The sequence below is a fragment of the Veillonella intestinalis genome, assembly GCF_943192895.1.
GTDB lineage: Bacteria > Bacillota > Negativicutes > Veillonellales > Veillonellaceae > Veillonella_A > Veillonella_A intestinalis.
This window is the reverse complement of record NZ_CALPCB010000001.1, coordinates 122,420-146,847: the sequence shown is the minus strand read 5'-3', so window position 1 is coordinate 146,847 and position 24,428 is coordinate 122,420. Positions and strand designations below refer to the sequence as shown.

Annotated in this window: 22 protein-coding genes, 1 pseudogene and 1 other annotated feature; of the genes and pseudogenes, 5 read left to right on the top strand and 18 right to left on the bottom strand. The window is 38.2% G+C overall.

What is annotated here, in order from left to right:
* Window positions 1-40: 40 nt before the first annotated feature.
* Window positions 41-240: a binding site (T-box leader), on the bottom strand.
* 279 nt (window positions 241-519) lie between these two features.
* Entirely contained in the window at window positions 520-1,701 is a 1,182-nt protein-coding gene (locus tag NFR27_RS00710) for an MFS transporter (protein WP_251441509.1), read from the top strand.
* Between the two features lie 29 nt (window positions 1,702-1,730).
* On the opposite strand, the gene NFR27_RS00705 is transcribed toward NFR27_RS00710, so the two are convergent.
* From NFR27_RS00705 to fusA, 4 genes are all read right to left on the bottom strand, one after another.
* Window positions 1,731-2,054: an ArsR/SmtB family transcription factor gene (locus NFR27_RS00705; RefSeq protein WP_251441508.1), complete on the bottom strand. Its 324-nt coding sequence runs from the start codon at window positions 2,052-2,054 to the stop codon at window positions 1,731-1,733.
* 80 nt (window positions 2,055-2,134) lie between these two features.
* Complete coding sequence (locus NFR27_RS00700) at window positions 2,135-3,034, bottom strand: DMT family transporter (protein WP_371875180.1); 900 nt, start codon at window positions 3,032-3,034, stop codon at window positions 2,135-2,137.
* Between the two features lie 173 nt (window positions 3,035-3,207).
* Complete coding sequence (locus NFR27_RS00695) at window positions 3,208-3,681, bottom strand: NanQ anomerase/TabA/YiaL family protein (protein WP_251441506.1); 474 nt, start codon at window positions 3,679-3,681, stop codon at window positions 3,208-3,210.
* A 125-nt stretch (window positions 3,682-3,806) separates the two neighbouring features.
* The gene (fusA, locus tag NFR27_RS00690) at window positions 3,807-5,879 is read right to left on the bottom strand and encodes an elongation factor G (protein ID WP_251441505.1); all 2,073 of its coding nucleotides are present in this window, start codon (window positions 5,877-5,879) and stop codon (window positions 3,807-3,809) included.
* 264 nt (window positions 5,880-6,143) lie between these two features.
* Between fusA and NFR27_RS00685 the strand changes: the two genes are divergently transcribed.
* Window positions 6,144-7,514, top strand: a complete 1,371-nt coding sequence (locus NFR27_RS00685) for an amino acid permease (RefSeq protein WP_251441504.1) — start codon at window positions 6,144-6,146, stop codon at window positions 7,512-7,514.
* A gap of 335 nt (window positions 7,515-7,849) precedes the next feature.
* Here the strand turns inward: NFR27_RS00685 and NFR27_RS00680 are convergent, their stop codons facing one another.
* From NFR27_RS00680 to NFR27_RS00655, 6 genes are all read right to left on the bottom strand, one after another.
* The gene (locus NFR27_RS00680; protein WP_251441503.1) at window positions 7,850-8,755 is read right to left on the bottom strand and encodes a LysR family transcriptional regulator; all 906 of its coding nucleotides are present in this window, start codon (window positions 8,753-8,755) and stop codon (window positions 7,850-7,852) included.
* Window positions 8,756-8,862: 107 nt separating this feature from the next.
* Window positions 8,863-10,191, bottom strand: a complete 1,329-nt coding sequence (gene potE / locus NFR27_RS00675) for a putrescine-ornithine antiporter (RefSeq protein ID WP_251441502.1) — start codon at window positions 10,189-10,191, stop codon at window positions 8,863-8,865.
* A gap of 710 nt (window positions 10,192-10,901) precedes the next feature.
* The gene (locus NFR27_RS00670; protein WP_251441501.1) at window positions 10,902-11,495 is read right to left on the bottom strand and encodes a hydrolase; all 594 of its coding nucleotides are present in this window, start codon (window positions 11,493-11,495) and stop codon (window positions 10,902-10,904) included.
* 1 nt (window position 11,496) lies between these two features.
* A complete protein-coding gene (argH, locus tag NFR27_RS00665; RefSeq protein WP_251441500.1) occupies window positions 11,497-12,918 on the bottom strand; it encodes an argininosuccinate lyase in 1,422 nt (473 codons plus the stop codon).
* Complete coding sequence (locus NFR27_RS00660; protein WP_251441499.1) at window positions 12,918-14,129, bottom strand: argininosuccinate synthase; 1,212 nt, start codon at window positions 14,127-14,129, stop codon at window positions 12,918-12,920. The genes argH and NFR27_RS00660 overlap by 1 nt, the downstream gene beginning before the upstream one ends.
* Before the next feature lie 116 nt (window positions 14,130-14,245).
* A complete protein-coding gene (locus NFR27_RS00655) occupies window positions 14,246-15,052 on the bottom strand; it encodes a class III extradiol ring-cleavage dioxygenase family protein (RefSeq protein WP_251453863.1) in 807 nt (268 codons plus the stop codon).
* Window positions 15,053-15,294: 242 nt separating this feature from the next.
* Here NFR27_RS00655 and NFR27_RS00650 point away from each other — a divergent pair, with 242 nt between their 5' ends.
* Complete coding sequence (locus NFR27_RS00650) at window positions 15,295-16,227, top strand: transglycosylase domain-containing protein (protein ID WP_251441497.1); 933 nt, start codon at window positions 15,295-15,297, stop codon at window positions 16,225-16,227.
* 163 nt (window positions 16,228-16,390) lie between these two features.
* Here NFR27_RS00650 and NFR27_RS00645 read toward each other — a convergent pair whose 3' ends face one another.
* The 5 genes and pseudogenes from NFR27_RS00645 to NFR27_RS00625 all read right to left on the bottom strand — a co-directional run.
* Window positions 16,391-16,777, bottom strand: a complete 387-nt coding sequence (locus NFR27_RS00645) for a YybH family protein (RefSeq protein WP_251441496.1) — start codon at window positions 16,775-16,777, stop codon at window positions 16,391-16,393.
* Window positions 16,770-17,075: a putative Se/S carrier protein gene (locus NFR27_RS00640; RefSeq protein WP_251441495.1), complete on the bottom strand. Its 306-nt coding sequence runs from the start codon at window positions 17,073-17,075 to the stop codon at window positions 16,770-16,772. Before NFR27_RS00640 ends, NFR27_RS00645 begins: the two co-directional genes overlap by 8 nt.
* Before the next feature lie 33 nt (window positions 17,076-17,108).
* Window positions 17,109-17,795, bottom strand: a complete 687-nt coding sequence (yedF, locus tag NFR27_RS00635; RefSeq protein ID WP_251441494.1) for a sulfurtransferase-like selenium metabolism protein YedF — start codon at window positions 17,793-17,795, stop codon at window positions 17,109-17,111.
* Window positions 17,785-18,822 (bottom strand): selenide, water dikinase SelD, encoded by a 1,038-nt coding sequence (gene selD / locus NFR27_RS00630; protein WP_251441493.1) that lies wholly within the window; start codon window positions 18,820-18,822, stop codon window positions 17,785-17,787. The genes yedF and selD overlap by 11 nt, the downstream gene beginning before the upstream one ends.
* A 70-nt stretch (window positions 18,823-18,892) precedes the next feature.
* Window positions 18,893-19,081: pseudogene (locus NFR27_RS00625) on the bottom strand (DUF951 domain-containing protein); the annotation flags it as partial.
* A 566-nt stretch (window positions 19,082-19,647) separates the two neighbouring features.
* On the opposite strand from NFR27_RS00625, the gene rbr reads away from it, so the two are divergent.
* Window positions 19,648-20,196, top strand: a complete 549-nt coding sequence (rbr, locus tag NFR27_RS00620) for a rubrerythrin (protein ID WP_251441491.1) — start codon at window positions 19,648-19,650, stop codon at window positions 20,194-20,196.
* Window positions 20,197-20,584: 388 nt separating this feature from the next.
* Here rbr and NFR27_RS00615 read toward each other — a convergent pair whose 3' ends face one another.
* From NFR27_RS00615 to modA, 3 genes are read right to left on the bottom strand one after another with little or no spacing between them, the layout of a single operon-like run.
* Window positions 20,585-21,208, bottom strand: a complete 624-nt coding sequence (locus tag NFR27_RS00615) for an ATP-binding cassette domain-containing protein (protein WP_251441490.1) — start codon at window positions 21,206-21,208, stop codon at window positions 20,585-20,587.
* An 11-nt stretch (window positions 21,209-21,219) separates the two neighbouring features.
* Window positions 21,220-21,888: a molybdate ABC transporter permease subunit gene (gene modB / locus NFR27_RS00610; RefSeq protein ID WP_251441489.1), complete on the bottom strand. Its 669-nt coding sequence runs from the start codon at window positions 21,886-21,888 to the stop codon at window positions 21,220-21,222.
* Window positions 21,889-21,909: 21 nt separating this feature from the next.
* A complete protein-coding gene (modA, locus tag NFR27_RS00605) occupies window positions 21,910-22,713 on the bottom strand; it encodes a molybdate ABC transporter substrate-binding protein (RefSeq protein ID WP_251441488.1) in 804 nt (267 codons plus the stop codon).
* A gap of 303 nt (window positions 22,714-23,016) precedes the next feature.
* Here modA and NFR27_RS00600 point away from each other — a divergent pair, with 303 nt between their 5' ends.
* Window positions 23,017-23,994, top strand: coding sequence for an AEC family transporter (locus tag NFR27_RS00600; protein WP_251441487.1), 978 nt, complete (start codon window positions 23,017-23,019; stop codon window positions 23,992-23,994).
* Window positions 23,995-24,428: the final 434 nt, after the last annotated feature.

Sequence of the window (24,428 nt, the reverse complement as noted above, 5' to 3'; positions counted from 1 at the left end):
ATAAACTCTCCTCTCAACTAATAAAAAAAGCGCTCATCCCCGAAGGGACGAACGCTATAAGTCCGTGGTACCACCCTACTGACTCCATATGGAGCCACTCACGCATATAACGGTGCTCACCGATAAATTTAACATTTATATGCTCCCAAGTGATTCGTCATTTCTTCATTCGCTGAACTCACACCATCCATCAGCTCGCTGAGAACTACCCGAAATGACCGTCTTCGTCATCGCATGTCATATACAGTTATCAAAATAAGTCTTACTGTCAAGGACAGTTGACCAACTCATAGTAACTTTTGTTATAGATAGAGTATAGATAAGGGACTTCGTTTTGTCAAGTAGGTTTATGATTATTAGTGCCACAAAATTTATCAGGAACTTCAAAAATGTACATTTTATCAAAAAAGAGTATAATAAAATCATATTAATACGAACTACTTACTATTTACTATGTAGTACACCTTACTATGTAGTACACATTACGATAAACTACTCTATCTACAAAGGAGGACGCCTATGCCCGCCTGGCTACGCACAGATTATATCTGTTTTTTCGGGGCTTTTCTATCGGCCCTTGGCATGAGCCAATTAGCACCACTCTTACCTCTTTATTTACATGATATGGGGGTAACCGCCACCAATGAAGTGGCCTATTGGTCTGGTCTAGCCATGGGCGTAACCTATCTCGTAGTGGCTTTTGTATCTCCCTTCTGGGGGCGCCTAGCCGATCGCAAAGGACGAAAAATTTCCTTACTCCGTGCTAGTTTTGGCATGATGCTTTGCAATCTTTTGATCTGTTTTGTCCAAACACCAGAGCAACTTGTATTCGTCCGTTTTATACAGGGCCTTGTATCTGGCTTCTTTTCCGCTTCCGTTACCCTTGTAGCTTCTGAAACGCCAGAACATAAAATGGGATGGGCTTTATCAGTCTTAGCCTCCTCAAACTTAGCCGGTTCACTCTTAGGACCTCTTATTGGTGGCTACTTAGCCGGTCTCTTTGGCATTCGTACAAGCTTCTTTGTCATCGCTTGTTGCCTAGGAGCTGCCTTTTTACTCATTTACTTTTTAGTCCACGAAACCTTTGAACCACAACCAGAAAAGGTGCCTCATAGTTTCAAAGAATTATGTAGCCAACTCCCTCATTTGCATGAGTTATTTATTGTCGCCGCATCTACTTTTATTTATGCCCTTTCCATCATGTCTTTACAGCCAATTATTACGGTCTACTTAAATGAAATTATGCCACCCCATACACCTCATTTAGCACTTCTTGCAGGAGCCGTCTTTGCTGCTACCGGTTTTGCTCAAATGTTAAGTAGTTCCTTCATGGGGCGTTGGATTGATCGCATTGGTCCCCGTCGCATTCTTATGGGATCGCTCATTTATACAGCCATGATGACTATTCCCCAAGCCTATGTTACAACGGCTTGGCAACTCGGTGTCTTACGCTTTCTCACAGGACTGGGTCTAGCCGGTTTACTGCCATCCTTAAATACATATATTTCTACTCACTCTCCCAAACATCTATCAGGACAAGTATTCTCTTATAACCAAACAACTCAATTTTTAGGCTATTTCATGGGCTCTGTTGGAGGCGCTCTCTTTATGGGCGAATTTGGCTTTACAGCCCTATTCTGGGGCACAGGCCTACTCTTCTTATTAAATGCCCTATGGGTATATACAAAATTAAAGAGCTAACACAAAAAGCAGCCATATGGCTGCTTTTTTTATAATTCTGTCCCAATATATGCTGCTAACGCTACTATAGTCGCTTCATTACGACGATAGTAAGTCCATTTCCCATAACGAGCGGACTCCAACAAGCCTGCCCGCTGCATTAAGTCCAAATAATGCGAAACGGCGGATTGCGAAATGCCTAATTTATCTTGAATACTCCCTACACAGACTCCTCCTTCAAATGAGTCGCCCTCAGGAATATGAAGTCCCTGGGGTGGAAAATATTTAGTCGGCTCTTTGAGCCATTGCAAGATTTTTAAGCGACTTTCATTAGATAAAACTTTAAAAATGTCGAGTAATTGTTTATCATTCATACTTTTATTATATCTTATCTTCTAGATATGTCAATCTAATTTATCGAACTTAGTCAATATAGTGGCTTAATAATTACTTTCTAATTACTACTTTTTTCCCGAGCTAAAATAAATATGGTCGACAAAATCAATACAAAGCCAATAATATCACTCGTCATAAATTGACTCCCCAAAACAAGCCAACTCAATAATGCCGCTGAAATAGGTTCAATAGAAGACAAAACAGACCCTTTAACAGCACCAATGCGCCGCACCCCTTCTAAATACGCATTAAAGGAAACAATGGTGCCTAATACAACTACATTGAAAACACCTACATAAGTCCACATATCCCAAACACCAGGCACATCAAAAGGTGACGCAATCATTGCCGTCACAAGACCAGAAAAAAGCATAGCAAAACCTACTACAGGCCCTGTACCGTACCGCCGTAATAAAGGCACTGGTTGTACACTGTAAATAGCTACTGCCACAGCAGATAAGAGCCCCCAAAATAATACCCGTTCATCAATGCCGGCAAATTCAAAATTACCATGAAAAGCTATTAAAGCTGTACCTATCATAGCCAAGACAACACTAATACCCTCGCCCCAAGTAGGTAGCTTAAAATAACGAACTGCCATATACACAACAATCATCGCTGGTGCCAAATATTGTAAAACGGTAGCAATCCCAGCCCCTGCATAGTAAATAGAACGGAAATAAGCATATTGGCAAAGAGCCATACCAAATAAACCAAAAACAAATAAACCAATCACATGATAGGGTGTTTTAAATATTTGAAAAATATGAACACGCCCTTGATAAAAAGCAGCTAATACCGTAACTACACCTGACACTAACAGACGCACCGTTAATAGCCACTCTGGACTAATAGCCCGTTGCTGTTGTAAAAATTGTGCCGATATCCCCGACAAGCCCCATAAAATACCACCGAATAAAGTAAGGGCAATCCCTATTGTCTTTTCTCTATCCATCATGCCCTCCTCATCTTAAATAATTTATAAAAACGACCGGCATTTGCCGGTCGTCTTTTTACGCTATTTTATTGTAACAAATAGTGCTCTATCTCGCAAATATAAAGTTCACCTTGTATGTCTTACCAAGTACTTCAGTAACAAAACCTTGCCAGACTAAGCGCCTACTTTATAACTTAGTCAACTAATTTCATAGCGACTTTTACAACAACTTTTAATACTTTACTTGGTTCATCATTGACAGCACAGCAAGGGCGATGAATATCTTCTGGGAAGAAGATTGCATAAGAACCCGCTTGAGCAATAATATAGCCTTCATCAGCTAATCCTTGCTCGTAAAAATACAAATCCTTGTCATCATGTGCTTCTACCACTGGTTCAGTTTGGCGATCTGGTAAAAAGCCCATTTTTTCCTTGCCTTCAATAACAAACTGCACATCTAAGTACTGCTTATGTGCTTCAGGGCGAGTTTCTTCAAACTTCTTTGTAGTTACTTCTTGTACTAAAGCAAAGATATTATCACCATCAATATCATGGCGACCAATTTCCAAACTCTTTAAATCAGTATCTTTCAACCAATCGAGTACGCGCTCTAATACTGGTGCATAACCTAACCCTTTATAATTCACATTCACACTACCAAATATCATATATATTGTCTCCTTTGAGCCCTCTAGGGGCTATTTATTTTTAACTCTACTTAGATGAACCACATCTTCGAGTCAAGAGAAGCCAAGTTGAAACATCCCGCCAAACCCTTTGTTTCAAACATTAACTATTCATCATCACCAGTCCCGTCAAACTTAGCAATAATGCCCTCAGCTGTCTTATGAGGTACTTCTTCATAGGAGCTAAATTCCATGTTAAACACGCCTTGACCTTGTGTCATACTACGCAATACAGTTACATAGTCAAGCATTTCAGCAAATGGAACTTGTGCTTTAACCACAGTAATACCTTCCCGTTCCCCTTGTTCCATGCCTAATACGCGACCACGGCGGCTATTTAAGTCCCCCATAATATCGCCCATGAAACTATCTGGAGCAAATACATTCACATTATAAACAGGTTCTAGTAAAACTGGTTTAGCCTGTGGCACACCTTTTTTAAGAGCTTGTGCCGCAGCTACTTTAAAAGCCAATTCAGAAGAGTCTACTGCATGATACGAACCATCCAATAAGGTCACTTTTACACCAATCATTGGATAGCCGGCTAATAAGCCTTTATCTAATGTTTCTTTAGCGCCTTTTTCAACAGCTGGAATATACTGTTTTGGTACAGCGCCACCGAAAATCTTATCTACAAATTCAAAATCGCCTTCATAAGAAGGTTCAATGGCAATTTTAACATGACCATATTGTCCATGACCACCACTTTGTTTCTTATGTTTGCCTTCCACTTCCACTTGACCGCGCACAGTTTCACGATATGGAATATATGGTTTTTCTAATTTAGCTTTTACGCCATATTTCCGCTCCATCTTAGTAAGGATATGTTCTAAATGAACTTCACCCATACAACGCACTTGCATTTGACGCCCTTCTACATCTTTTACAACTACGCAAGTTGGATCTTCTTCAGAAATACGTTGTAACGCAGCGGCTAATTTTTCTTCTTCCCCTTTCTTTTCAGGGACCATAGCTACCGTATGGAGTGGTTGTGGGAAACGAATTTGACGATATTTTACTTTAAAACTAGGTGTTGCAAAAGTATCACCTGTCTTCGTAGCAGTAAGCTTAGGAATAACTACAATATCCCCTGCACCAGCTTCGGTAACTGGTACTTGTTGCTTACCTATTAAAGTATACATTTTACCCCATTTTTCTTCAATACCCTGCGTCACATTTAGAAGTTTATCCCCTTCTTTTAATTCCCCAGAGAATACGCGAATAAAGCTTTGTTTACCTGCAAATGGGTCTAAAATTGTCTTAAATACAAAGCCAGTAAATGGTTTATCTACATGAACTATCCGTTCTTCCCCAGTATCTACATCTTCCGCTGTCATCACGCGCTTAGATGCATCTGGCATATAACGAATCATACGATCTAACACTTGATCCATGCCAATGTTATTAATAGCACTGCCACACATAACAGCACATACGCGACCTGTCAACATACCTTCCCGTAAACCTTGACGGATTTCTTCTAAGGTTAATTCTTGACCATCTAAATATTTTTCAAGTAATTCATCATTACCTTCTGCCGCCGCTTCAACTGTCATTTCACGGATTTCTTCTACCTTAGCTTCTAATTCAGCAGGTACGGCAACTTCGGTCATCTTACCATTTTCATAAATATACGCTGTGCGTTTCGCTACGTCTACAACACCTTTAAAGTCAGGCCCTTCACCAATAGGAATCTGCAATGGCATGATGGCTTTGCCAAATAAATCATGCATTTTTTCAAGAGTGCCAAAGAAATCGGCCCCTTCTACGTCCATCTTATTGATAAACGCCATGCGTGGCATTTGTAATTCCACCCCATAATCCCAAGCGCGAATAGTATCTACTTCAACCCCAGAAGTGGCTGATAATACCATCAACATGCCATCAGCGGCACGCAAAGCAGCACGAACTTCACCATGAAATTCGGAATAACCAGGGGTATCAATGAAATTAATTTTATAATTTTTCCATTCACAAGGTGCCATACCTAGCTGAATAGTTACATTACGTTTAATTTCTTCAGGCTCAAAGTCCATAATGTGTTTGTTATCTTGACCTTTACCTACGGATGCTACAGCACCACAAGCCAATAGTAAAGATTCTACTAATGCTGTTTTACCAGCCCCATCATGAGATACAATTGCCACATTACGAATCAAATCACTAGCATATTCTTTCATATGAACCGCCTCCTTTAAAGCGCAGAAACGCAATTTACTGTACTTATTCGCTATTCATGTATGAATCTCCTTTATTCTTATTATACATTTTTCGAAAATAACTTAATTTTTTACAAAATGTCCAGTTAAATGCTACAAATAGCTTGCCAAAAACGACTATTTACCGTAACATTAAATAATATATATAAAAGGTTTGGCCGCCCAAATTCAAGTAATATAGTAGTTTAGTAGAGTCGAATGGCCAACCGTAAAGGGGGATTTTTTATGAGTGAACATGAAACACAAGACAAGCATCATATGAAGCGTGGACTGAAAAATCGTCACATGCAGATGATTGCCTTAGGAGCATCGGTAGGGACTGGCCTATTCTACGGTTCGGCACCAACCATTAAATTGGTAGGGCCAGGGATTATTGCCTCTTATGCCTTAGCAGGGCTCTTTATTTTCTTTGTTATGCGTATGCTAGGTGAAATGGCCGTTCGTGAACCAGTATCAGGTTCATTTAGCCATTTTGCTAATAAATATTGGAATGGCTTTATGGGCTATTTAGCAGGCTGGAATTATTGGACTTTATTTATGTTAGCAGGCATGGCGGAACTAGCAGCCATTGCTGTATATCTAGCCTACTGGTTCCCAGATATACCACATTGGCTAACCACCCTCATATGCCTTGTAATTATTACCGCTATTAACTTAATTAACGTTAAAGCCTATGGGGAAGTAGAGTTCTGGGCCTCCTTTGTTAAAATCGGAGCCATTGTAAGTATGATTCTCTTTGGTTTCTATCTTATCTTTACTACTATGGGGTCTTTCCCTAATAACTTCCATAATTTGTGGGATAATGGTGGTTTCTTCCCGAATGGTTCGTGGGGCTTCCTTTGCTCACTAGCAGTAGTCATGTTTTCCTTCGGTGGTGTTGACCTCATTGGGATAACAGCCGGTGAAGCGGAAGATCCTGAAAAGAGCTTGCCAACAGCTATCAACGAATTATTACTTCGTATTTTAATTTTCTACATCGGTACAATGGTAGTACTTATGTCCTTAGCACCATGGGATAAAGTTGGTCTTGAAGCTAGCCCATTTGTACAAATCTTTGAAGAAATCGGAATTCCAGCCGCTTCTAATATTTTAAACTTAGTCGTATTAGTAGCTGCCCTTTCTGTATTTAACAGTATTTTATATAGTAACTCCCGTATGCTATACGGCCTTGCAAAAGCAGGCAATGCACCTAAAGTCTTCAGTTATTTAACAGGCAGTGGTGTTCCCCTAGCAAGTACCTTATTCTCAGCAGGTTTAGCCTTAATCATCGTATTAACAACATACCTCTATCCACAAGCAGGCGAAGTATTCATGCATCTCCTCGCGCTGGTAGTAGCCGGTCTTGTTATTAGCTGGTTCATTATTATCGCGACACACATTAAGTTCCGCAATACCTTCTTTCGTGAAAATCGCTTAGATGAACTTAAATTTAAATCACCGATGTATCCATTCATCAACTACTTATGTATGTTATTCTTACTCGTTGTAGTATGCGTAATGTGGCAAATGGATAGTTTCAAACCATCGGTTATTGCGATTCCATTCTGGATTCTCTTCTTATATGTAACATATAAGTTGAAAAAAACAAAAAAATAATACAACAAAATGCCTGTAAGCACTACAAATTATAAAGTGCTTACAGGCATTTTTACCATACGGCTCTCACCCCGTATGACTCTCTTAGGTTGCGCTCTCTTCTCGCTCAAGGTAATATCAATCAATCTTTATAACAGATAGCTTGACTTACTAAAACCCCAACGTAACTCTCTCTTTTTCTCATTCTGTCCCTAGTCAATAACACTACGCCCTTGACTGGAACTTATTATACGTGCTTTTCATGCTCGTGACTAATATATACAGAAAACGGTTAGTTATAGTCTAAACCTATAACTAACCGTTTTAATATTACCCTAGCTAATTAACTAAATAAGCTACACACTTTGCGTATTTTTCTTTAATGCTTCAATATATTGCTGACAATACTTACCAGCTGCTACTTTATTATGCAGAATATAGCCAATTTCAATCTTTTCATCCACATCAAGAGGGATGGCTAAAATATTAGGACCATTTAATTTCTCACTAATAATCCCAGAACAAATGGTATAGCCATCCAGACCAATCAAAAGATTAAATAAAGTGGCTCTATCACACACTACAATATCTTTAGCACTCTCACAAGTACTCAATATTTCTTCAGAAAAATAGAATGAATTATGTTCTCCTTGTTCATACGACAGCCGCGGAAATGGTTTCAAATCCTCCAAGGTAACCACATCTTTAGACGCTAAGGGGCTAAAGGAGCTAACAAATACATGTGGTTTAGCTGTAAACAAAGGATGAAATGTTAAATCATGACGTTTAAATTCTTTACGTAAAATGGTTTCGTTAAATTCATTCAAATATAAAATACCAATTTCACTGCGTAAACGCGCTACGTCTTCAATAATTTCATAGGTCTGCGTTTCACGAATACGGAAATCGTATTCATTGCCGCCATACGCCTTAAGCACATCTACAAAGGCTTCCACAGCAAAGGAATAATGTTGTGTAGATACACAGAATTCATGTTTCACAGCTGTTTGGCCAAAGTATTTTTCTTCGATTAAATTCGTTTGTTCAATCACCTGTCGTGCATAGCCTAAAAATTCATCCCCTTCAGGCGATACAATTACACCCTTATTGGTCCGTGAAAAAATAGTAATGCCTAATTCTTGCTCTAATTCTTTGATGGCCGCTGTTAAGCTTGGCTGTGCAATAAAAAGTTCTTTTGCCGCCTTATTAATAGAGCCTTGCTTAGCAACGGTTACGATATATTTTAACTGTAATAATGTCATACATGCCCTCTTTTATTCCCAATATCTCAATATAATATGTATTTAAATTGTAATGGAAAACAAAAAGGACTGCAAGCCCCATAGGCTTACAGTCCTCAATTTATATATTAGATGATGCTACGTTTGGATCGAACCGCACGCGGTACAATGTTGAAAGCTAATTGATAGATAATATATCCTACAATGATAGCAATCGTACCACCTACGATTGGACCTTCACCGCTCGCATAAATAGCATATACAGAGTAAGCAAATGCTACTACGCTCAAACCATACATACTACGACGAGTAAATAGAGATGCTCCTTCAGTTTTCAATAACTTATGAACAGCGATACAGCAAAGAAGGTATGGGAATACATTCGTTACTACCGCTAGATTCACTAAGTTTTCAAACTGACGACTTAACGAATCATTCATAGTCATAAAAGCTAATGCAGATTGCACTGTTAACAAAATTAACAAGCCACGAACTGGTGCATCCGCTTTATTTACACGGCTAAATACTTTAGGGAATAAACCAGCATCAGCGGAGCTCTTAAATACACGAGATAAGGTGAACTGCCAGCAAAGGATAGCGCCACAGCAAGAAATAACCATAGCTGCCATCACAATTTTACCAACTGTATCATTGAACATCTGTGCAAACACCATACCGAATGGTGCTGTGGAGTTTAATAAATCCACATTAGGCACGATTCCTGCCATTATATTAGTAGACAATACATAAATCACCGCTACTGCTAATGTGCCGAAGAACGTTGCAATTGGTACGTTTTTCTTTGGATTTTCAACAGCATCCATGTTGGCTGCTGCGGATTCAAAACCTAAGAATCCCCAAAGAGTTAAAGCGATGGAAGAACTCACTGCATCAAAGAAAGGCAGTTGATTTGGATTCCATACAGCTGAATACAAACTTGGGTCAAACCAGAACCAGCCAAATACACTAATGAAAAGAACTGGTAGGATAGCACCCCAAACCGTAATATTACTTATACGACCAGTCTTAGCATTGCCACCAAAGTTTAATACAGCAGCAAGCCATAGCAACACAATCGTTGCCAAACTCATTTGTACTGGCGATAAGGTTAAATCAAATAAGACAGCTGCGTAGCCCACTGCGGAGATCGCAATCGCTACGTTTGCAATTACAAGCGAAATGGCATAAGCATAATTTGCCATAAAATGTCCGGTTTTGCCAAAACTATACTCTGCATAGCCCCCCATGCCACCACTCTTAGTAGTGAACATACCACACTGTGCAAAGATATGAGCCAATATTAAAGACCCTACAGCTGTAATCAGCCAAGACAAAACGGAAATGGTTCCTACTTCTGCAAGTTTAGTAGGTAACATAATAATCCCAGCCCCCATCATATTCGCTGCAACGAGCGTGGTCAACTGGAATACAGACATTTTTTTAGCGGTGGTTTTCATGTATCAATCCCCTTTCTATGTAGCTCAACATCTACAACTTAACTAAGTGAACCGCTATCGATATCAGTCCTTGCGGTTGTGCGTGGATGTGATATCGCATGTAACGTATTTCTATTTTTTATTGACGACTTATTCTAACATCTATTTGCAAATAATAAAAGTCTTTTTTTCAATATAAAAAGTCCAACGAAGCTAGACGGCATCTAATTTGGCACCTATTTTATACTGTGAAATTCTCAAAGTAGGCATTAACACTACTTTTTTAGTTTTTTATAAGTCTATTTCTACCAATGGCGGACATAAAATTATTACACGAATTGAATAATTATTTATAAACTAACTATTTAAAACGAGAAGAACTCATTTTAACCATAATAAGTTTTAATTTTAGTCTATTTTTTCCTATGCCGAATAGGAATTTTCATGACCTATTCCGAAATAATTATGACTTTTTTCTAATTAAACTAGCCAATGTCCACTGTAAAAACACAAATTTTAAAATAAATTAATGAGCTCACAATTTATTTTCATACTATGGTACAAGTTAGCCATTTTCTCTAAGCTCTACTTCACAGTTTGTTAATTTATTGTATAAAAATATAAAAAATGTAGCAACTGACTCTACTCGAGTCAATTGCTACACTCCATTCTTAACCCCTATTATATTTCACTATCTAAATAAGCGTATAGCTATTGTAAGCACATTTCGCTCAACCAACATGTGCTGTATATTCAGCCATAATATGGTCTTCCATAGCTTGCATAGCGGCTAAGGTCTTACTTAATAATTCATCTAATTCCCAGCCTAAGCGCTCTGCACCAGCTTTAATAACATCGCGCGAACAGCCAGCGGCAAACTTTTTGTCTTTGAATTTTTTCTTTAAACTTTTAAGTTCCATATCTTTAGTTGATTTGGAAGGACGCATCAATGCAGCAGCGCCAATAAGCCCCGTTAATTCATCGGCAGCAAACAGAACATTCTCCATTAACTCTTTAGGTTCCCAATCAATGCAAATACCATAGCCATGACAACAAATAGAATATATCATATCTTCAGCTACACCAGCATTTTTCAATAACTCCTGCGCTTTCACACAATGTTCTTCTGGATACATTTCAAAATCCAAATCATGCAACAGTCCTACTTGCGCCCAATAATCAGCCTCATCAGTAAAGCCTAATTGTTCCGCATACCAGCGCATAACAGCTTCTACCGTCAATGCATGTTGAATATGAAATGGTTCTTTGTTATATGTTTTTAACAATTCTAATGCCGTTTCACGACTCAAAGATGGTGTATGCATATTAAACCCTCCCTAGTTGCTCAGCCCATTTTGCTAATTGCGCTTCTTCTTCCGCTACTTGCTCTGCCCCAACTTGCCGTTGACGCGCTACACATTCAGGTGCAGTGCCGCTATAATTCTTGCGACCTGCCACACAAGCTTCAATAGTAATCGCCTCAAGAATATCCGCTTCAAATACAGGGGATATCTTTTTGAAATCCTCTACAGTCAAATCCAATAATACACAATGATTCTGAATGCAATGCTGTACCGCTTCCCCTACAATTGCATGCGCTTCACGGAATGGAACCCCTTTTTTCGCCAAATAATCCGCCATATCAGTGGCATTAGAAAAATCATTGGCTAGTACTGAATAAGTGCGTTCCCCATTTACAGTCATGTTCCGCAACATATCCGCCATAATAGATAAAGCAAAATGTAAAGTATCAACAGCATCAAAGATACCTTCTTTATCTTCTTGCATATCCTTATTATAAGTAAGTGGCAAGCCTTTCATAGTCGTTAATAGGCCTAACAAATGGCCATAAATACGACCGGTTTTACCACGCACTAATTCACACACATCAGGATTCTTCTTCTGTGGCATAATGCTAGAGCCAGTGCAATGCGCATCATCAAGTTCAATAAAGCCAAATTCCGTGCTAGACCAAATAATAAGTTCTTCACTGAGACGGCTTAAATGCATCATAACCGTAGATGCAAAATGTAAAAATTCAAGCACATAGTCACGATCACTAACAGCATCCATACTGTTTTCATAGATTTTACTAAATGCTAATAATTCTTGCGTATACGTCTGGTCAATAGGGTACGTCGTTCCCGCCAAAGCTCCTGCTCCCAAAGGCATTACATCAGCATGTTTATAAATCAAAGGCAAATGGTCGAAATCGCGTTGAAACATAGAAAAGTACGCCATCATATGATGACTAAATAGTACTGGCTGTGCCCGTTGTAAGTGCGTATAGCCAGGCATAATTACCTCTTTATGTTTTTCTGCTACTTCTAGCAACGCTTTTTGTAAATTGACTAACAATTCACCCATATGGACCACTGTTTTGCGGACATACATATGTAAATCTACAGCGCATTGGTCATTGCGACTACGCCCCGTATGAAGACGACCACCGGCCTCACCAATAGCATCAGTTAAACGCTTTTCAATATTCATATGAATATCTTCTAACGCTACTGAAAACTCTAAAGTGCCCGCTTCAATCTGGCCTTGAATTTCCGTTAATCCAGTTACAATATCATCACAATCGGCTTGTGAAATAATCCCTTGTTTAGCTAGCATTTTCGCATGTGCTTTGCTACCTGCAATATCTTCCGCATACATACGGGCGTCAAAAGCGATAGAGGACGTAAAGTCCTCTACCGCTTTGTCAGTTCCCTTTGTAAAACGGCCACCCCAAAGTTTAGCCATTATTTACCTGCCTTTTCTTTCATCAATGCATTAATTTTAAGTGGTAAACCGAAAAGATTAATAAACCCTTCTGCATCAGCTTGGTTGTATACATCATCTTCTTCGAAGGTTACAAATTCCTGATTATATAAGGAATATGGTGATGTAGCACCAGCGCTAATAATATTACCTTTGTATAATTTCAAATTAATCGTACCCGTTACAGTTTTCTGGGTTTCATCTACAAATGCTTGTAGCGCTGCCATCAATGGTGCAAACCACATCCCATCATATACAAGCTCTGCATATTTATTAGCCACTAATTCTTTATAGTGATATGTAGCCCGATCTAGGCAAAGGTATTCCAATTCACGATGAGCATACATAATAATAGCACCGCCTGGATTTTCATAGACACCACGAGATTTCATACCTACTAAGCGGTTTTCCACAATATCAACAATCCCTACACCATTGGCAGCCCCTAGTTCATTCAAAGCCTGTAATAATTCAAGAGGAGTACCTGTTTTACCATTAACAGCCACTGGCACGCCTTCTTTAAACTCAATTGACACTAAAGCTGGTGTATCAGGTGCTTCTTCTGGTGATTTACATACTAAGTGCACATCATTTTTAGGTGCATTAGCTGGATCTTCTAAATCCCCGCCTTCATGAGATAAATGCCATACATTCTGATCCATGCTATATGGATGCGATTTAGTTACAACTACCGGAATGTCATGTTTAGCAGCGAATTCCATGCAGTCTTCCCGAGATTTTAAATCCCATTCACGCCATGGTGCAATAATTTTAGTATTAGGTGCTAACGCTTTAATCGTCAATTCAAAACGAACTTGGTCATTCCCTTTACCAGTAGCCCCATGTGCAATTGCATCAGCGCCTTCTTGCTTAGCTACTTCTACTAATTTTTTAGCAATTAAAGGACGAGCAAAAGAAGTGCCTAATAAATATTTACCTTCATATACAGCGCCTGCTTTAACAGTTGGCCAAATATAATCAGCAACAAATTCTTCTTGCACATCTAAAATATACGCTTTAGATGCACCCGATTTAATCGCTTTCTTTTCAACCGCTGCATAATCTTCAGGCTGACCTAAATTACAGCAAACAGCAATAACTTCACAGCCATAGTTTTCTTTTAACCAAGGAATAATAACAGATGTATCAAGACCACCTGAATAAGCTAACACTACTTTTTTAATATCACTCATTATAAACACCTCAACTTACTTTTTTAAGAATAGATTTCTGTATTTCATGTGTAACATTATACATAGTTACGAATATTAATTCAAGTATTTTTGCAAAAATATACAGAAATTTTATTTTATTTCAGTTTATATTGTACTAAACCATAGGTTTCACCATTAACAGATGAAAAATGATGTGTTTCTACAGACCCTTTTAAACCACTCACTGCGCCCAATACAAAAGCAGCCGTTCGCAACGAATAATCCTCCCCTATTGGGTAACCTAACTCTTGTAATAGTCGTGGTTGTTGATCGCCTAAAGATTGCATAAGTGTAATATTCGTATCTAAGTTTTTATCTATCCCATTCACCCAATGATTAGGTAGTAAGTTGGCACTCCCGATAACCGCCACACGACGTCCCGATGACTCGGCCGCCAGCTGTACAACTTTGCCAAAGGTATATAATTCCTCATAGCTAAGTCGTCCCATCGTAAGCCTTACAATTTGCTTATTGCCTAAGCCTTGTTCAGTCAAAACATGCAAAGGAATTGTCGCCGTATGATGTAATAAATAATCATCTGTAGAAATAATGGGTAAACTATCTAAAATACTAGTCAAAGGAATCCCCATGCGTTCACTCTGCTGTTGCAACGCCTGATTGAACACGCGGTCTGTTTCAAGCCCCACCGTAAATGTAGTCCCATTAGCTAAAGGAATAGCACCTCGCAAACGCGCTTGCGGACTAAACCCTAGAGCATCGTTTAATGTATGTTGATAGCGACTCAATATTAATATAGTTTGTGGCTTACTGGCCTTAATTGCCTGCGCAGCCTCTTCCATAGCCCCTATTACTTCATCATAAGCACTACGATCCGTTGCCACTGCTTCATAATAGCGCAAAGGTGCGGGCCAATAAGAAACACTAACAACGCGACCTTTCATAGAGACCTCCTTCTCAATACACGATACTCAATATATATGAATTCCATGGTAATAATCGACCATACTATTAATACCATTATAGTATTAATTTATTTTATTCCATTTTACTATAATTTACTATTTATTTCATCTATCGGAATAAAGAAATAACCTTTTTTCATAGTCAAACTAACTTCATCACCATATATTAACTATGCATAAAAAGGACTAGCTTATTTTCTAACATATGGTATGATAGAGCCATGAAACTTCTATTTAAACTATTAATAACACTTGTTCTATTAGGACTTGGACTATACTGGTTCGCTGGTTATACACCAGAAGAGACAGGTACACCACGAAGTCCCCATACGCAACGAGAAGAATCGCTAGAGTCTACAGAAGACCAATTAAGTCGTACAGAGCGTATTAGTCGTTTATTTCATTTCACCGACGCCGTTGAAACGGCGTTAAATAATCGCGTGCCCCCCAATCAGCAAGTAAAAGGAGACCATATAAGCACGCATCTGAAAGAAGCACTAGTCGCCACGGAAGATAAGCGTTTTTATGAGCATGGCGCCATTGATGTATTTGGTATTGGACGTGCTTTTTACACTAATTTGACAGCTGGACGAACCGTCGAAGGCGGTAGCACCATTACACAACAATTAGTTAAAAATTTATTTTTATCTTCTAAACGGATTATGTCTCGCAAGGTAGAGGAAGTCATATTGGCCTACTTAATGGAATACTACTATAGTAAAGATGAAATCTTAGCAATGTATTTAAATACAATCTATTACGGTAATGATTATTATGGTATTTATCAAGCAAGTACAGGCTATTTTGATACTCCCCCTGAAAAGTTAACCCTTGGTCAATCGGCCTTATTAGCGGGTCTACCACAAGCTCCCTCCTATTACAACCCAGTTAAAAATTATAAAGCGGCCAAAGAGCGCCAACGAACAGTTTTAACACTCATGACGCAACAAGGCCTAATTTCTAATCGTGAGGCAGACAAAGCCTATTATGCTAACTTACACTTAACCAGTGGCAACACCGAATCTATAGATTCCCCAAATACAGAAATAGAATCTGAAACAACGACAGAAACTTCGTCCTCACAAGCCACGACTAAAGCCAATCATAAAGTGAGTCATTCTTCATCACCTAATAAATTTAGTGTAGATGAATAATTAGGCTGTGCCAAGTTTCATAGTTTACTACTCACTACTAAAATTTAACTTCTAAATAACTATAGTAATAAAAAAGTCTACGCTCCATAGATTGTGTGCGTAGACTTTTTGTATATTTATATATAAAGCATTTAACTTATATCATGACTGTAATGATGCAAGGTTAATCGAGCAAAGAGGTGCCGTATGAATTATCTATAGCACATAACCATTGTCCATTAACCTTTCTATATACATAGGTTGCTCTTCGTTCCATACTATATTCTGACTCTTCTTTATTCGTAGCCTCTAATAAGGTTTGTGATAAAACAAGAACTGTATCTCCTGCTTCTATCATCTGCATTTTTCCTTGTGTCGGTACGATACTATTCTTAAAATAAGCAGCAATTTTTATAAATGCTTCTTTAATCTTATCCTTACCTTTTACTTCTAACCCTGGTTTCACCACTAACACAGCATCATCGGTATAAAACTCTAATAAATCATCAAAACGCTCTTCCTTAATAGCTATATCTGCAGCCCCGATTAGCTCTTTAATTGTCTCATTCATAATACTCACCTTCCGTATATCCATCATGAGCTTTTTCACAATAATCTATGCTTGTGAGTTTAGTACACTTTTTAGCCGCTCGATCATACTCATACACACCTGAATGGGTTATACGAGATTCTTTTAAAATAAGCAGAACCGCCTCTAAATCACATTTGGAACATAAAATGCAAAGGCCACAAGCATGGTGTAGTACAGCTGGGGTTGGAATCAGTTGCAACTTAATCTCCGCTGCTTTTAATGCTTTTTCAGCCTTCGTGGCAAAATAATAATTAGTAAAAACTATTAAAATTTCCATACCCAGTTTCCTCATACAGCCTATTCTACATGTTTATAATATCACCATGGATTCCGTCATCATCGCATCAGTAATTGCATACAAATTGGTAATAGAGCCTACGGCTACCTTTTCTTTCATGCCATAAAAATCTAAACAAATACCGCAAGCCGCAATTTCCACGCCAGCATCCGCTAATTTCTGAAGATTTTCTATATGTTCGGATCCTTCAGTTACCATTTTCACGCCACTATTAATAAAGAATACCTTTGCCGGCTTTACATCTGCTTCAGTTAAACAAAACCAAAACGTTTTCATTAAAGTGCGCCCCAACTCTTGATTCCCTTCCCCTAAATAATCTTTTGTCACCAACAACACTTTGCCACCTGCTCGTTCCGGTGTATCTAACATAGCCATTGTCGCTGGTGTTTCTACTAAGGTTACGCCCTCACCAACGGCAGTCGTATCTATAGCCGTTTCCGGGGTTAAAGTAATATAAAAATCCTTGCCATCTTCCACAATAGTCACTTTGCAATGACGGGATTGCCCAAATTTCGCCACATTATCTCGACTCACCTCATTATCTACAATCGTAGTAAATACTGCCTTAGGCTGTCCTTCCATGGCTTTCTTAGTTTCAATTACAGGGGTGGGACAAAGCGAACCACGTACGTCCACTACAATATTACCAGCCCCTACTAAATTAGTATTAATCGTTACATTCATATCCTCATTTGACATAAACCGCATACTCTCCTTTCTTCACTACTTGCCCGATATTTCGAGCTTGTGTAAGACCTACCTGTTTCAAAGCGTTTAATAATTCCTCTGCTTCATCAGCTGGTACAGACAATAATAAACCGCCTGAAGTCTGAGGGTCATAACAAATATCACTCCATACAGTATCCAATGACTCAAGCCCTGTCACAGAGGTAATCGCCTTACGATTACCATAAGTAGCCGCTGGCACAAGGCCCATTTCAGCCGCTTCTGTTACACCTGAAAACAAAGGTAATGCTTCCGTTTGAATAGATAAGGACACATCACTACTCATAGCCATTTCACTACCATGGCCAAGTAAACTAAAACCTGTAATATCGGTACAAGCATGAATTGCGAAATTTTGTGCCGTTTCACAAGCTAATTTATTTAAGGTACGCATGCTTTCGATAGCTTCTTCAGTACCAGCTTGAAACAAATCACCTTTCAACGCTGTACTCATAATGCCTGTTCCCAGAGGTTTAGTGAGAATCAAGACATCCCCCACTTGAGCCCCTTGATTGCGCCATATCTGCTGTGGATTAACTCGCCCTGTTACAGACAAGCCAAAAATAGGCGTATCATTTTCTATACTATGACCACCCACTACTACAACATTCGCTTCTTTTAACACACTCATAGCCCCTTGTAACACGGCCGTAAGTGCGCCCTGTTCCACTAGCGGAACAGGAAAGCCCACCAAATTCATCGCTGTCAATGGTGTCCCACCCATAGCGTAAACATCACTTAAGCTATTCGCTGCTGCAATTTGACCAAATAAATATGGATCATCTACTATGGGCGTAAAAAAATCAACAGTTTGCACTAACCCTAAATCATCACTAATTTGATACACCCCTGCATCATCAGCCCCTTGCATATTAACAAGTACTGCCTCGTTAGTTGGAAAGGGCACATCTTTTAATACATTTTGTAAAATATGAGGGCCTAATTTACAAGCACAACCACCCTTAACTGCATAGGTTGTCAATTTAACCAACTGACTCACCACCTAAATGTTTTGCCTCTTTTTCATCTACTTCTACTGACAAAGAGGTATCATTACTTTGCTCAGGCTCTACGCGACGTATAATCTTTTTAACAGCCTTTTCAAATTTCGGGCGGGCAATCATTACTTGATGGCCACAGCCACAACAAACTATTGTAAAATCGGTACCAATGCGCCGAACTTCCCATTCATCGCTGCCACAAGGATGCGATTTTTTCATTTTAACCACATCGCCAACATAATATCGTACAAATGCCATAAACGCCTCCTTAATTCCACTAAATACATTATTAATTATATAATTCTTTTTAATTTCTTTATACTTTATATTATATAACGAAGTACTAGGTTATGCGTACTTTTTTCTTAATATTCTACAATTTAGCAAATTTTACCTCACTCACTAGTAAGGGCTACTACAATTAGTAGGAAAACTTGTGAGCTATACCATGCATGGTATCTATCCACTCTAATTCCTACTATTTTATAGGTAATTCTCAATAACTTTGAATTTACAACGATATCAATTCTCATTTACATATTTTGAGGCATTTAGCCCATTTTAAGTCACCGAGAATCCAAAAAGCCAGCAAACACAAGCATTGATAAATATTATCAAATAGACAAATTTTGATTTTTTTAGAATTCAGGGCTTGATTTTCTCAATTTCATAGTCTATAATGTAATCAACAATGATTATTCATTAGTTTGAATTGTTGTAAACATTATAAAGTGTATTTCTAAGCTATTATTAATTTTTTACTTCATTTTGTAAGTACATTATGATTGTAGTAAAGTTACTACAATAAAGAAGGAGAGATTAACATGTCTGAATTAAAAGGTACAAAAACAGAACAGAATTTACAAGCCGCTTTTGCTGGCGAATCCCAAGCTAACCGTAAATATACTTACTACGCTTCTGCAGCTCGTAAAGCTGGTTTAAACAAAATCGCTGATTATTTTGAAGAAACTGCTTTAAACGAAAGCGCACATGCTAAAGTATGGTTCAAATTATTACACGGTGGCGATGTAAATGCTGACGTAGTTGTAAACTTAAAAGATGCAGCTGCTGGTGAAAACTACGAACACACTGAAATGTACCCAGAATTTGCTAAAGTAGCAAAAGAAGAAGGCTTCACTAAAATTGCTTACTTATTCGAACAAGTTGGTAAAATCGAAGCTCGTCATGAAGAACGTTATCTTGACTTAGTAGAATTTGTAAACGGTGGTCGCGTATTCAAACGTGAACAACCAGTAGCATGGATTTGTGCAAACTGCGGTTACATTCATGTAGGTACTGAAGCTCCTCAGCTTTGCCCAGTATGTGCTCACCCACAAGCATTCTTCTCCCAACACATTGAAACAACTTTATAATTTAAATCAAACTGTGCAATAAGCATGGTACTCAAGTGAGCTATTCAGAATATCAAGCAAGTGCTAATTTAAATCTATACAAGTGTTTCTGTCATTGATTTAACAATAGTCCCTGTTACAGTAGGAAATAAGAATTTCCTTATATTATATATTTGAAAGTTCAATTGGTACTAACGCCAAGTGGCGTCTTATATGATACGAAACCAAGTGGTTTCCATAAAAGTACGAGAAAAAGGCCCTTCGGGGTCTTTTTCTCGTTTTTGTTTTTAATTAATTGTATGTCCTGCACACAAAAAGGGCTAGGAGCCTATCTCTAATTGCTCCTAGCCCTAAGCCGTTAATAGTATTTATAATATACCCATTATCAACCTTGTATACTAACCTATTATTAACCTTGTAATATACCTTTTTCAAAACTCCAATGATAGTCGCCAACCGCCTTAGCTTCATCTTCATCATGAGTAACCCACAAACAAGGAATATTCCACTCTTTGATAATATCAGCAATATCAGCTTGCACTTGATGACGTAACGTCCAATCTAAAGCAGATAATGGTTCATCTAATAACAACACACAAGGCTTAGCATATAAAGCACGCCCTAATGCCACTCGCTGTTGCTCACCGCCAGATAAATTACCCGCTTTGCTTTCCCTATATCGTTCTAATTGAAGACGTTCCATAATGCGCGCTAATAAGGCATCATCGCCACGCTTACTATAGGTAATATTATGTAAGACACTCATATGTGGGAATATTACATTCCCCTGTGGCATATACCCTACATAGCGTTCTTGTGGCTTTACAAAAATATTCTTTTCTTTATGAAACCAAAAGGTCTGATCTTGTTTAATAAAGCCCTCACGAGGCTTGATTAAACCAGCTAAACTTTTAATTAACGTCGATTTACCATTACCAGAGGCCCCTGTTAATGTTGTAATACCAACACTAAGAGTACCTGACCCTTGCACTAAAATGGTAGGTCTTTGTATGGCAATATCAAAACATATCATGCCCATACCTCCTAGCGTTCTTTTTGATACTGAAACAATGAGCCCTTAGTAATAAAATGGACCGTCCAAAGAAGTCCTAATGTAAGGGCACAAATATAAATCACCAATTCAAAAGCCCCTGTATAATCACCAAATTCTACTAAAGAGTAAATAGCCAACGGCATAGTCCTAGTAACGCCTGGAATATTACCGGCGATTAAAATTGTAGCACCAAATTCACCAAGAGCGCGACTAAAGGCCAAAATACTACCTGTTAGAATCCCTTTCCAAGCTAAAGGAATGGAAATAGTGAAAAAAATTCGCCATTCAGAAGCGCCTAAGGTGCGTGCAATATCCTCTACTGCCGGATCAATCGAACCTAAAGCAGCCCGCACAGTTTGATAAAACAAAGGAAAACCAATAATGGATGATGCCAAAATAGCGCCAGCTTTTGAAAACACAACCTGCCAGCCATGAGTATCTAACCAAGCACCCAAAGCATTACCAGGTGTAAATACTAATAATAAAGCAAAGCCCACTACCACTGGTGGCAATACTAACGGCAAAGTCACTAGAGAGTCTATCAATGTTTTACCCGGAAAATTATAGCGTTTCAAGATATAACAAAGCAATAAGCCCCCTATGACTATGTTACAGAGAGCAATGCTTGCTACCTCCAACGATAGCCATAAAGGGCTCATATTCAACAACCTTTCTATTTCTTACTTAGCGCTATTATCTATATTTGTAAACCCATATTTTTGTAAAATTTGTTGTGCTTCATTGCTGGTTAAATATTCATAGAATTGCTGAGCCAATTCATTATCATATTTAGTCACAATAGCAATTGGATAGCGAATTGGATCATGGCTATCACTTGGTGCAGTAGCAACAATCTGTACACGATCCTTCAAATCTAGAGCATCTGTTTTATATACAAAGCCTGCATCAGCAGAGCCTTCAGCTACATAAGCAGCTACGGCTTTTACATCTTTTGCATACACCACTTTATTTTCTACTTGATTCCAAAGATTTAATTTCGTCAATGTTTGTTTAGCATATTTCCCAGCTGGTACAGTCTCTATGGTCCCCAATGCCAAACGGTTTACACTAGCTAATTGTTCAATAGTAAGTTGTGATTTATCTTTTGGTACAATCAAAACTAAAGAATTAGCTATTAATGGTTTTACTTTAGTTACTAAATTTTTCTCTTGCAATTGGTGCATATTTTTTTCATCGGCCGAAATAAAAATGCTGGCAGGTGCGCCATTTTCTATTTGTTGACGCAAAGTACCAGAACCACCAAAGTTAAGGGTAATCTGAGTTGGATCTAAATGACGAGATTTAATAAAATTATCTTTTAATTCATTAGCTGCGGCTTGCAAGCTAGCTGCGGCCGATACAGTGATAGATTCCGATTTAACTGCTTGCGCCGCCTTTTGATCATTTGATGAGTCCCCACATCCAGACACCGCCAACGCCATAGCACTTAACGCAACCATAAGCCACATTTTGTACCGTTTCATGTAAACTGCCTCCTTCAATTCGCTAAGTATTTACACACCGTACTTAGTCCATTCTGACTATGCTCTAAACGACACATCTTAGCCAATGTATTGACTATTTGTAAATTCATTATACCCCATTTATTAGGGAATTGTAATATATAGTCCCGTTTTTACACCTCTCTTTTACAGAAAATATTACAAATTATAAAAAAGAATATTCAATTCGCCTATTATTATCAATTTTGGTTGTCTTTTACATTGTAATTGCGTTATAGTATAAATGAAACATAGTGTAATAGTAATGTAAAGGAGGCCATTCTATTGTCATTATTTCTGCATATCTTCTGGACAAGTGTCGTGCCAATTTTAGCCTTAGTATTAGTTGGCTTTATATTGGATAAAAACTTCAAACTTGATTTGCGCTCACTAAGCAAATTAAACTTTTTTATATTACTACCAGCCTATGTATTTAGGTCTTTATATACAGCCCACTTAACCGCTGAAAGTATTGGCATTTCAGTATGTGCCTTCATTATTTTATTCTCCAATAGCTTCATGGCCTTAGGCGTATCCAAATTCTTCGGCTATGATCGAAAAAAAACACAAATTGTTCGGAATGCCACCATGTTTAATAATGGCGGTAATATCGGGGTCGCTATCGCTACCTTTGTTTTTTCCAATATGCCCTATATCGTTGATGGTCAAACGCCTTATTTAGAGGCTGGTATCGTAGCTGTTATTGCTACCTTCATCATTCAAACTATTTTCTGCAATACCTTAGGCTTCTATCAAGCTGGCTCTGGTCTCCTAACACGTCATGATGCTTTAAAGCTAGTATTCCATATGCCCGTCCTTTATGCCGCGCCAGCCGCTTTATTAGCACGCCTCATACCTTATGACTTAACAACCTTAGTGCTATGGTCACCCCTCAATATATTCGCCAGTGCCTTTGTTGGTATGGCCATGATTACCTTAGGCGTTCAAATGAGTCGCACGCCTTATAATTTCTTCAAAAAAGATGTGATGGTTACCACAGCACTACGTCTCATTGGGGGACCTATACTCGCTTGTGTAGTTATGTTATTATACATCCTCCTTTATCAGCCAGTCGACCCGATTGCAGCCCAAGCTATTATTATTACCTATAGCGTTCCTTCCGCTGTTAACACAGCTCTAATTGCCTTTGAAATGAAAAATAATCCAGAGTTTGCTACCCAAGTAGTTATGTCTACAACACTCCTCTCAGCCATAACTATGCCAATAGCTATCCTCTTTGCTTATTATACGTTCCCAATTTAATATTGCTGTGATTAATATCACCTATAAAAACATAAAAAAACACCGTTAGTTATAACTAACGGTGTTTTTTTATGCATTCAATCTTATATTTTCTATTCTTTACAAATAGGATTTCTCTCCCCCAACACTTTATTTTTCCTGGCATTACATAATGTCATTTTTCATATACATAAGATATATACTAATCAGGTCGTATTTTTATAATTTTATATTGCATTTTTATTCTTACCAGGTGTATAATTTCAACCATAGAATTTTTATGCAAATTCTAAGAATATTAATTCTTTATCAATTAACGAATTTCAAGTTAATCCATAGTAGCCATTAACCCTTAGCTAAAAGAAAGTATTACGGTATATGCACTATTACGGTATATGTACTATCACTAAATATGTACTAATACTAATATTCACTTAACTTTATATTAATGCATT

What these genes read in the sequence shown, in the direction of transcription:
- NFR27_RS00710 (WP_251441509.1), top strand. Translation starts at nt 520, where the DNA reads ATGCCCGCCTGGCTACGCACAGATTATATCTGTTTTTTCGGGGCTTTT.
- NFR27_RS00705 (WP_251441508.1), bottom strand. Translation starts at nt 2,054, where the DNA reads ATGAATGATAAACAATTACTCGACATTTTTAAAGTTTTATCTAATGAA.
- NFR27_RS00700 (WP_371875180.1), bottom strand. Translation starts at nt 3,034, where the DNA reads ATGATGGATAGAGAAAAGACAATAGGGATTGCCCTTACTTTATTCGGT.
- NFR27_RS00695 (WP_251441506.1), bottom strand. Translation starts at nt 3,681, where the DNA reads ATGATATTTGGTAGTGTGAATGTGAATTATAAAGGGTTAGGTTATGCA.
- fusA (WP_251441505.1), bottom strand. Translation starts at nt 5,879, where the DNA reads ATGAAAGAATATGCTAGTGATTTGATTCGTAATGTGGCAATTGTATCT.
- NFR27_RS00685 (WP_251441504.1), top strand. Translation starts at nt 6,144, where the DNA reads ATGAGTGAACATGAAACACAAGACAAGCATCATATGAAGCGTGGACTG.
- NFR27_RS00680 (WP_251441503.1), bottom strand. Translation starts at nt 8,755, where the DNA reads ATGACATTATTACAGTTAAAATATATCGTAACCGTTGCTAAGCAAGGC.
- potE (WP_251441502.1), bottom strand. Translation starts at nt 10,191, where the DNA reads ATGAAAACCACCGCTAAAAAAATGTCTGTATTCCAGTTGACCACGCTC.
- NFR27_RS00670 (WP_251441501.1), bottom strand. Translation starts at nt 11,495, where the DNA reads ATGCATACACCATCTTTGAGTCGTGAAACGGCATTAGAATTGTTAAAA.
- argH (WP_251441500.1), bottom strand. Translation starts at nt 12,918, where the DNA reads ATGGCTAAACTTTGGGGTGGCCGTTTTACAAAGGGAACTGACAAAGCG.
- NFR27_RS00660 (WP_251441499.1), bottom strand. Translation starts at nt 14,129, where the DNA reads ATGAGTGATATTAAAAAAGTAGTGTTAGCTTATTCAGGTGGTCTTGAT.
- NFR27_RS00655 (WP_251453863.1), bottom strand. Translation starts at nt 15,052, where the DNA reads ATGAAAGGTCGCGTTGTTAGTGTTTCTTATTGGCCCGCACCTTTGCGC.
- NFR27_RS00650 (WP_251441497.1), top strand. Translation starts at nt 15,295, where the DNA reads ATGAAACTTCTATTTAAACTATTAATAACACTTGTTCTATTAGGACTT.
- NFR27_RS00645 (WP_251441496.1), bottom strand. Translation starts at nt 16,777, where the DNA reads ATGAATGAGACAATTAAAGAGCTAATCGGGGCTGCAGATATAGCTATT.
- NFR27_RS00640 (WP_251441495.1), bottom strand. Translation starts at nt 17,075, where the DNA reads ATGGAAATTTTAATAGTTTTTACTAATTATTATTTTGCCACGAAGGCT.
- yedF (WP_251441494.1), bottom strand. Translation starts at nt 17,795, where the DNA reads ATGTCAAATGAGGATATGAATGTAACGATTAATACTAATTTAGTAGGG.
- rbr (WP_251441491.1), top strand. Translation starts at nt 19,648, where the DNA reads ATGTCTGAATTAAAAGGTACAAAAACAGAACAGAATTTACAAGCCGCT.
- NFR27_RS00615 (WP_251441490.1), bottom strand. Translation starts at nt 21,208, where the DNA reads ATGATATGTTTTGATATTGCCATACAAAGACCTACCATTTTAGTGCAA.
- modB (WP_251441489.1), bottom strand. Translation starts at nt 21,888, where the DNA reads ATGAGCCCTTTATGGCTATCGTTGGAGGTAGCAAGCATTGCTCTCTGT.
- modA (WP_251441488.1), bottom strand. Translation starts at nt 22,713, where the DNA reads ATGAAACGGTACAAAATGTGGCTTATGGTTGCGTTAAGTGCTATGGCG.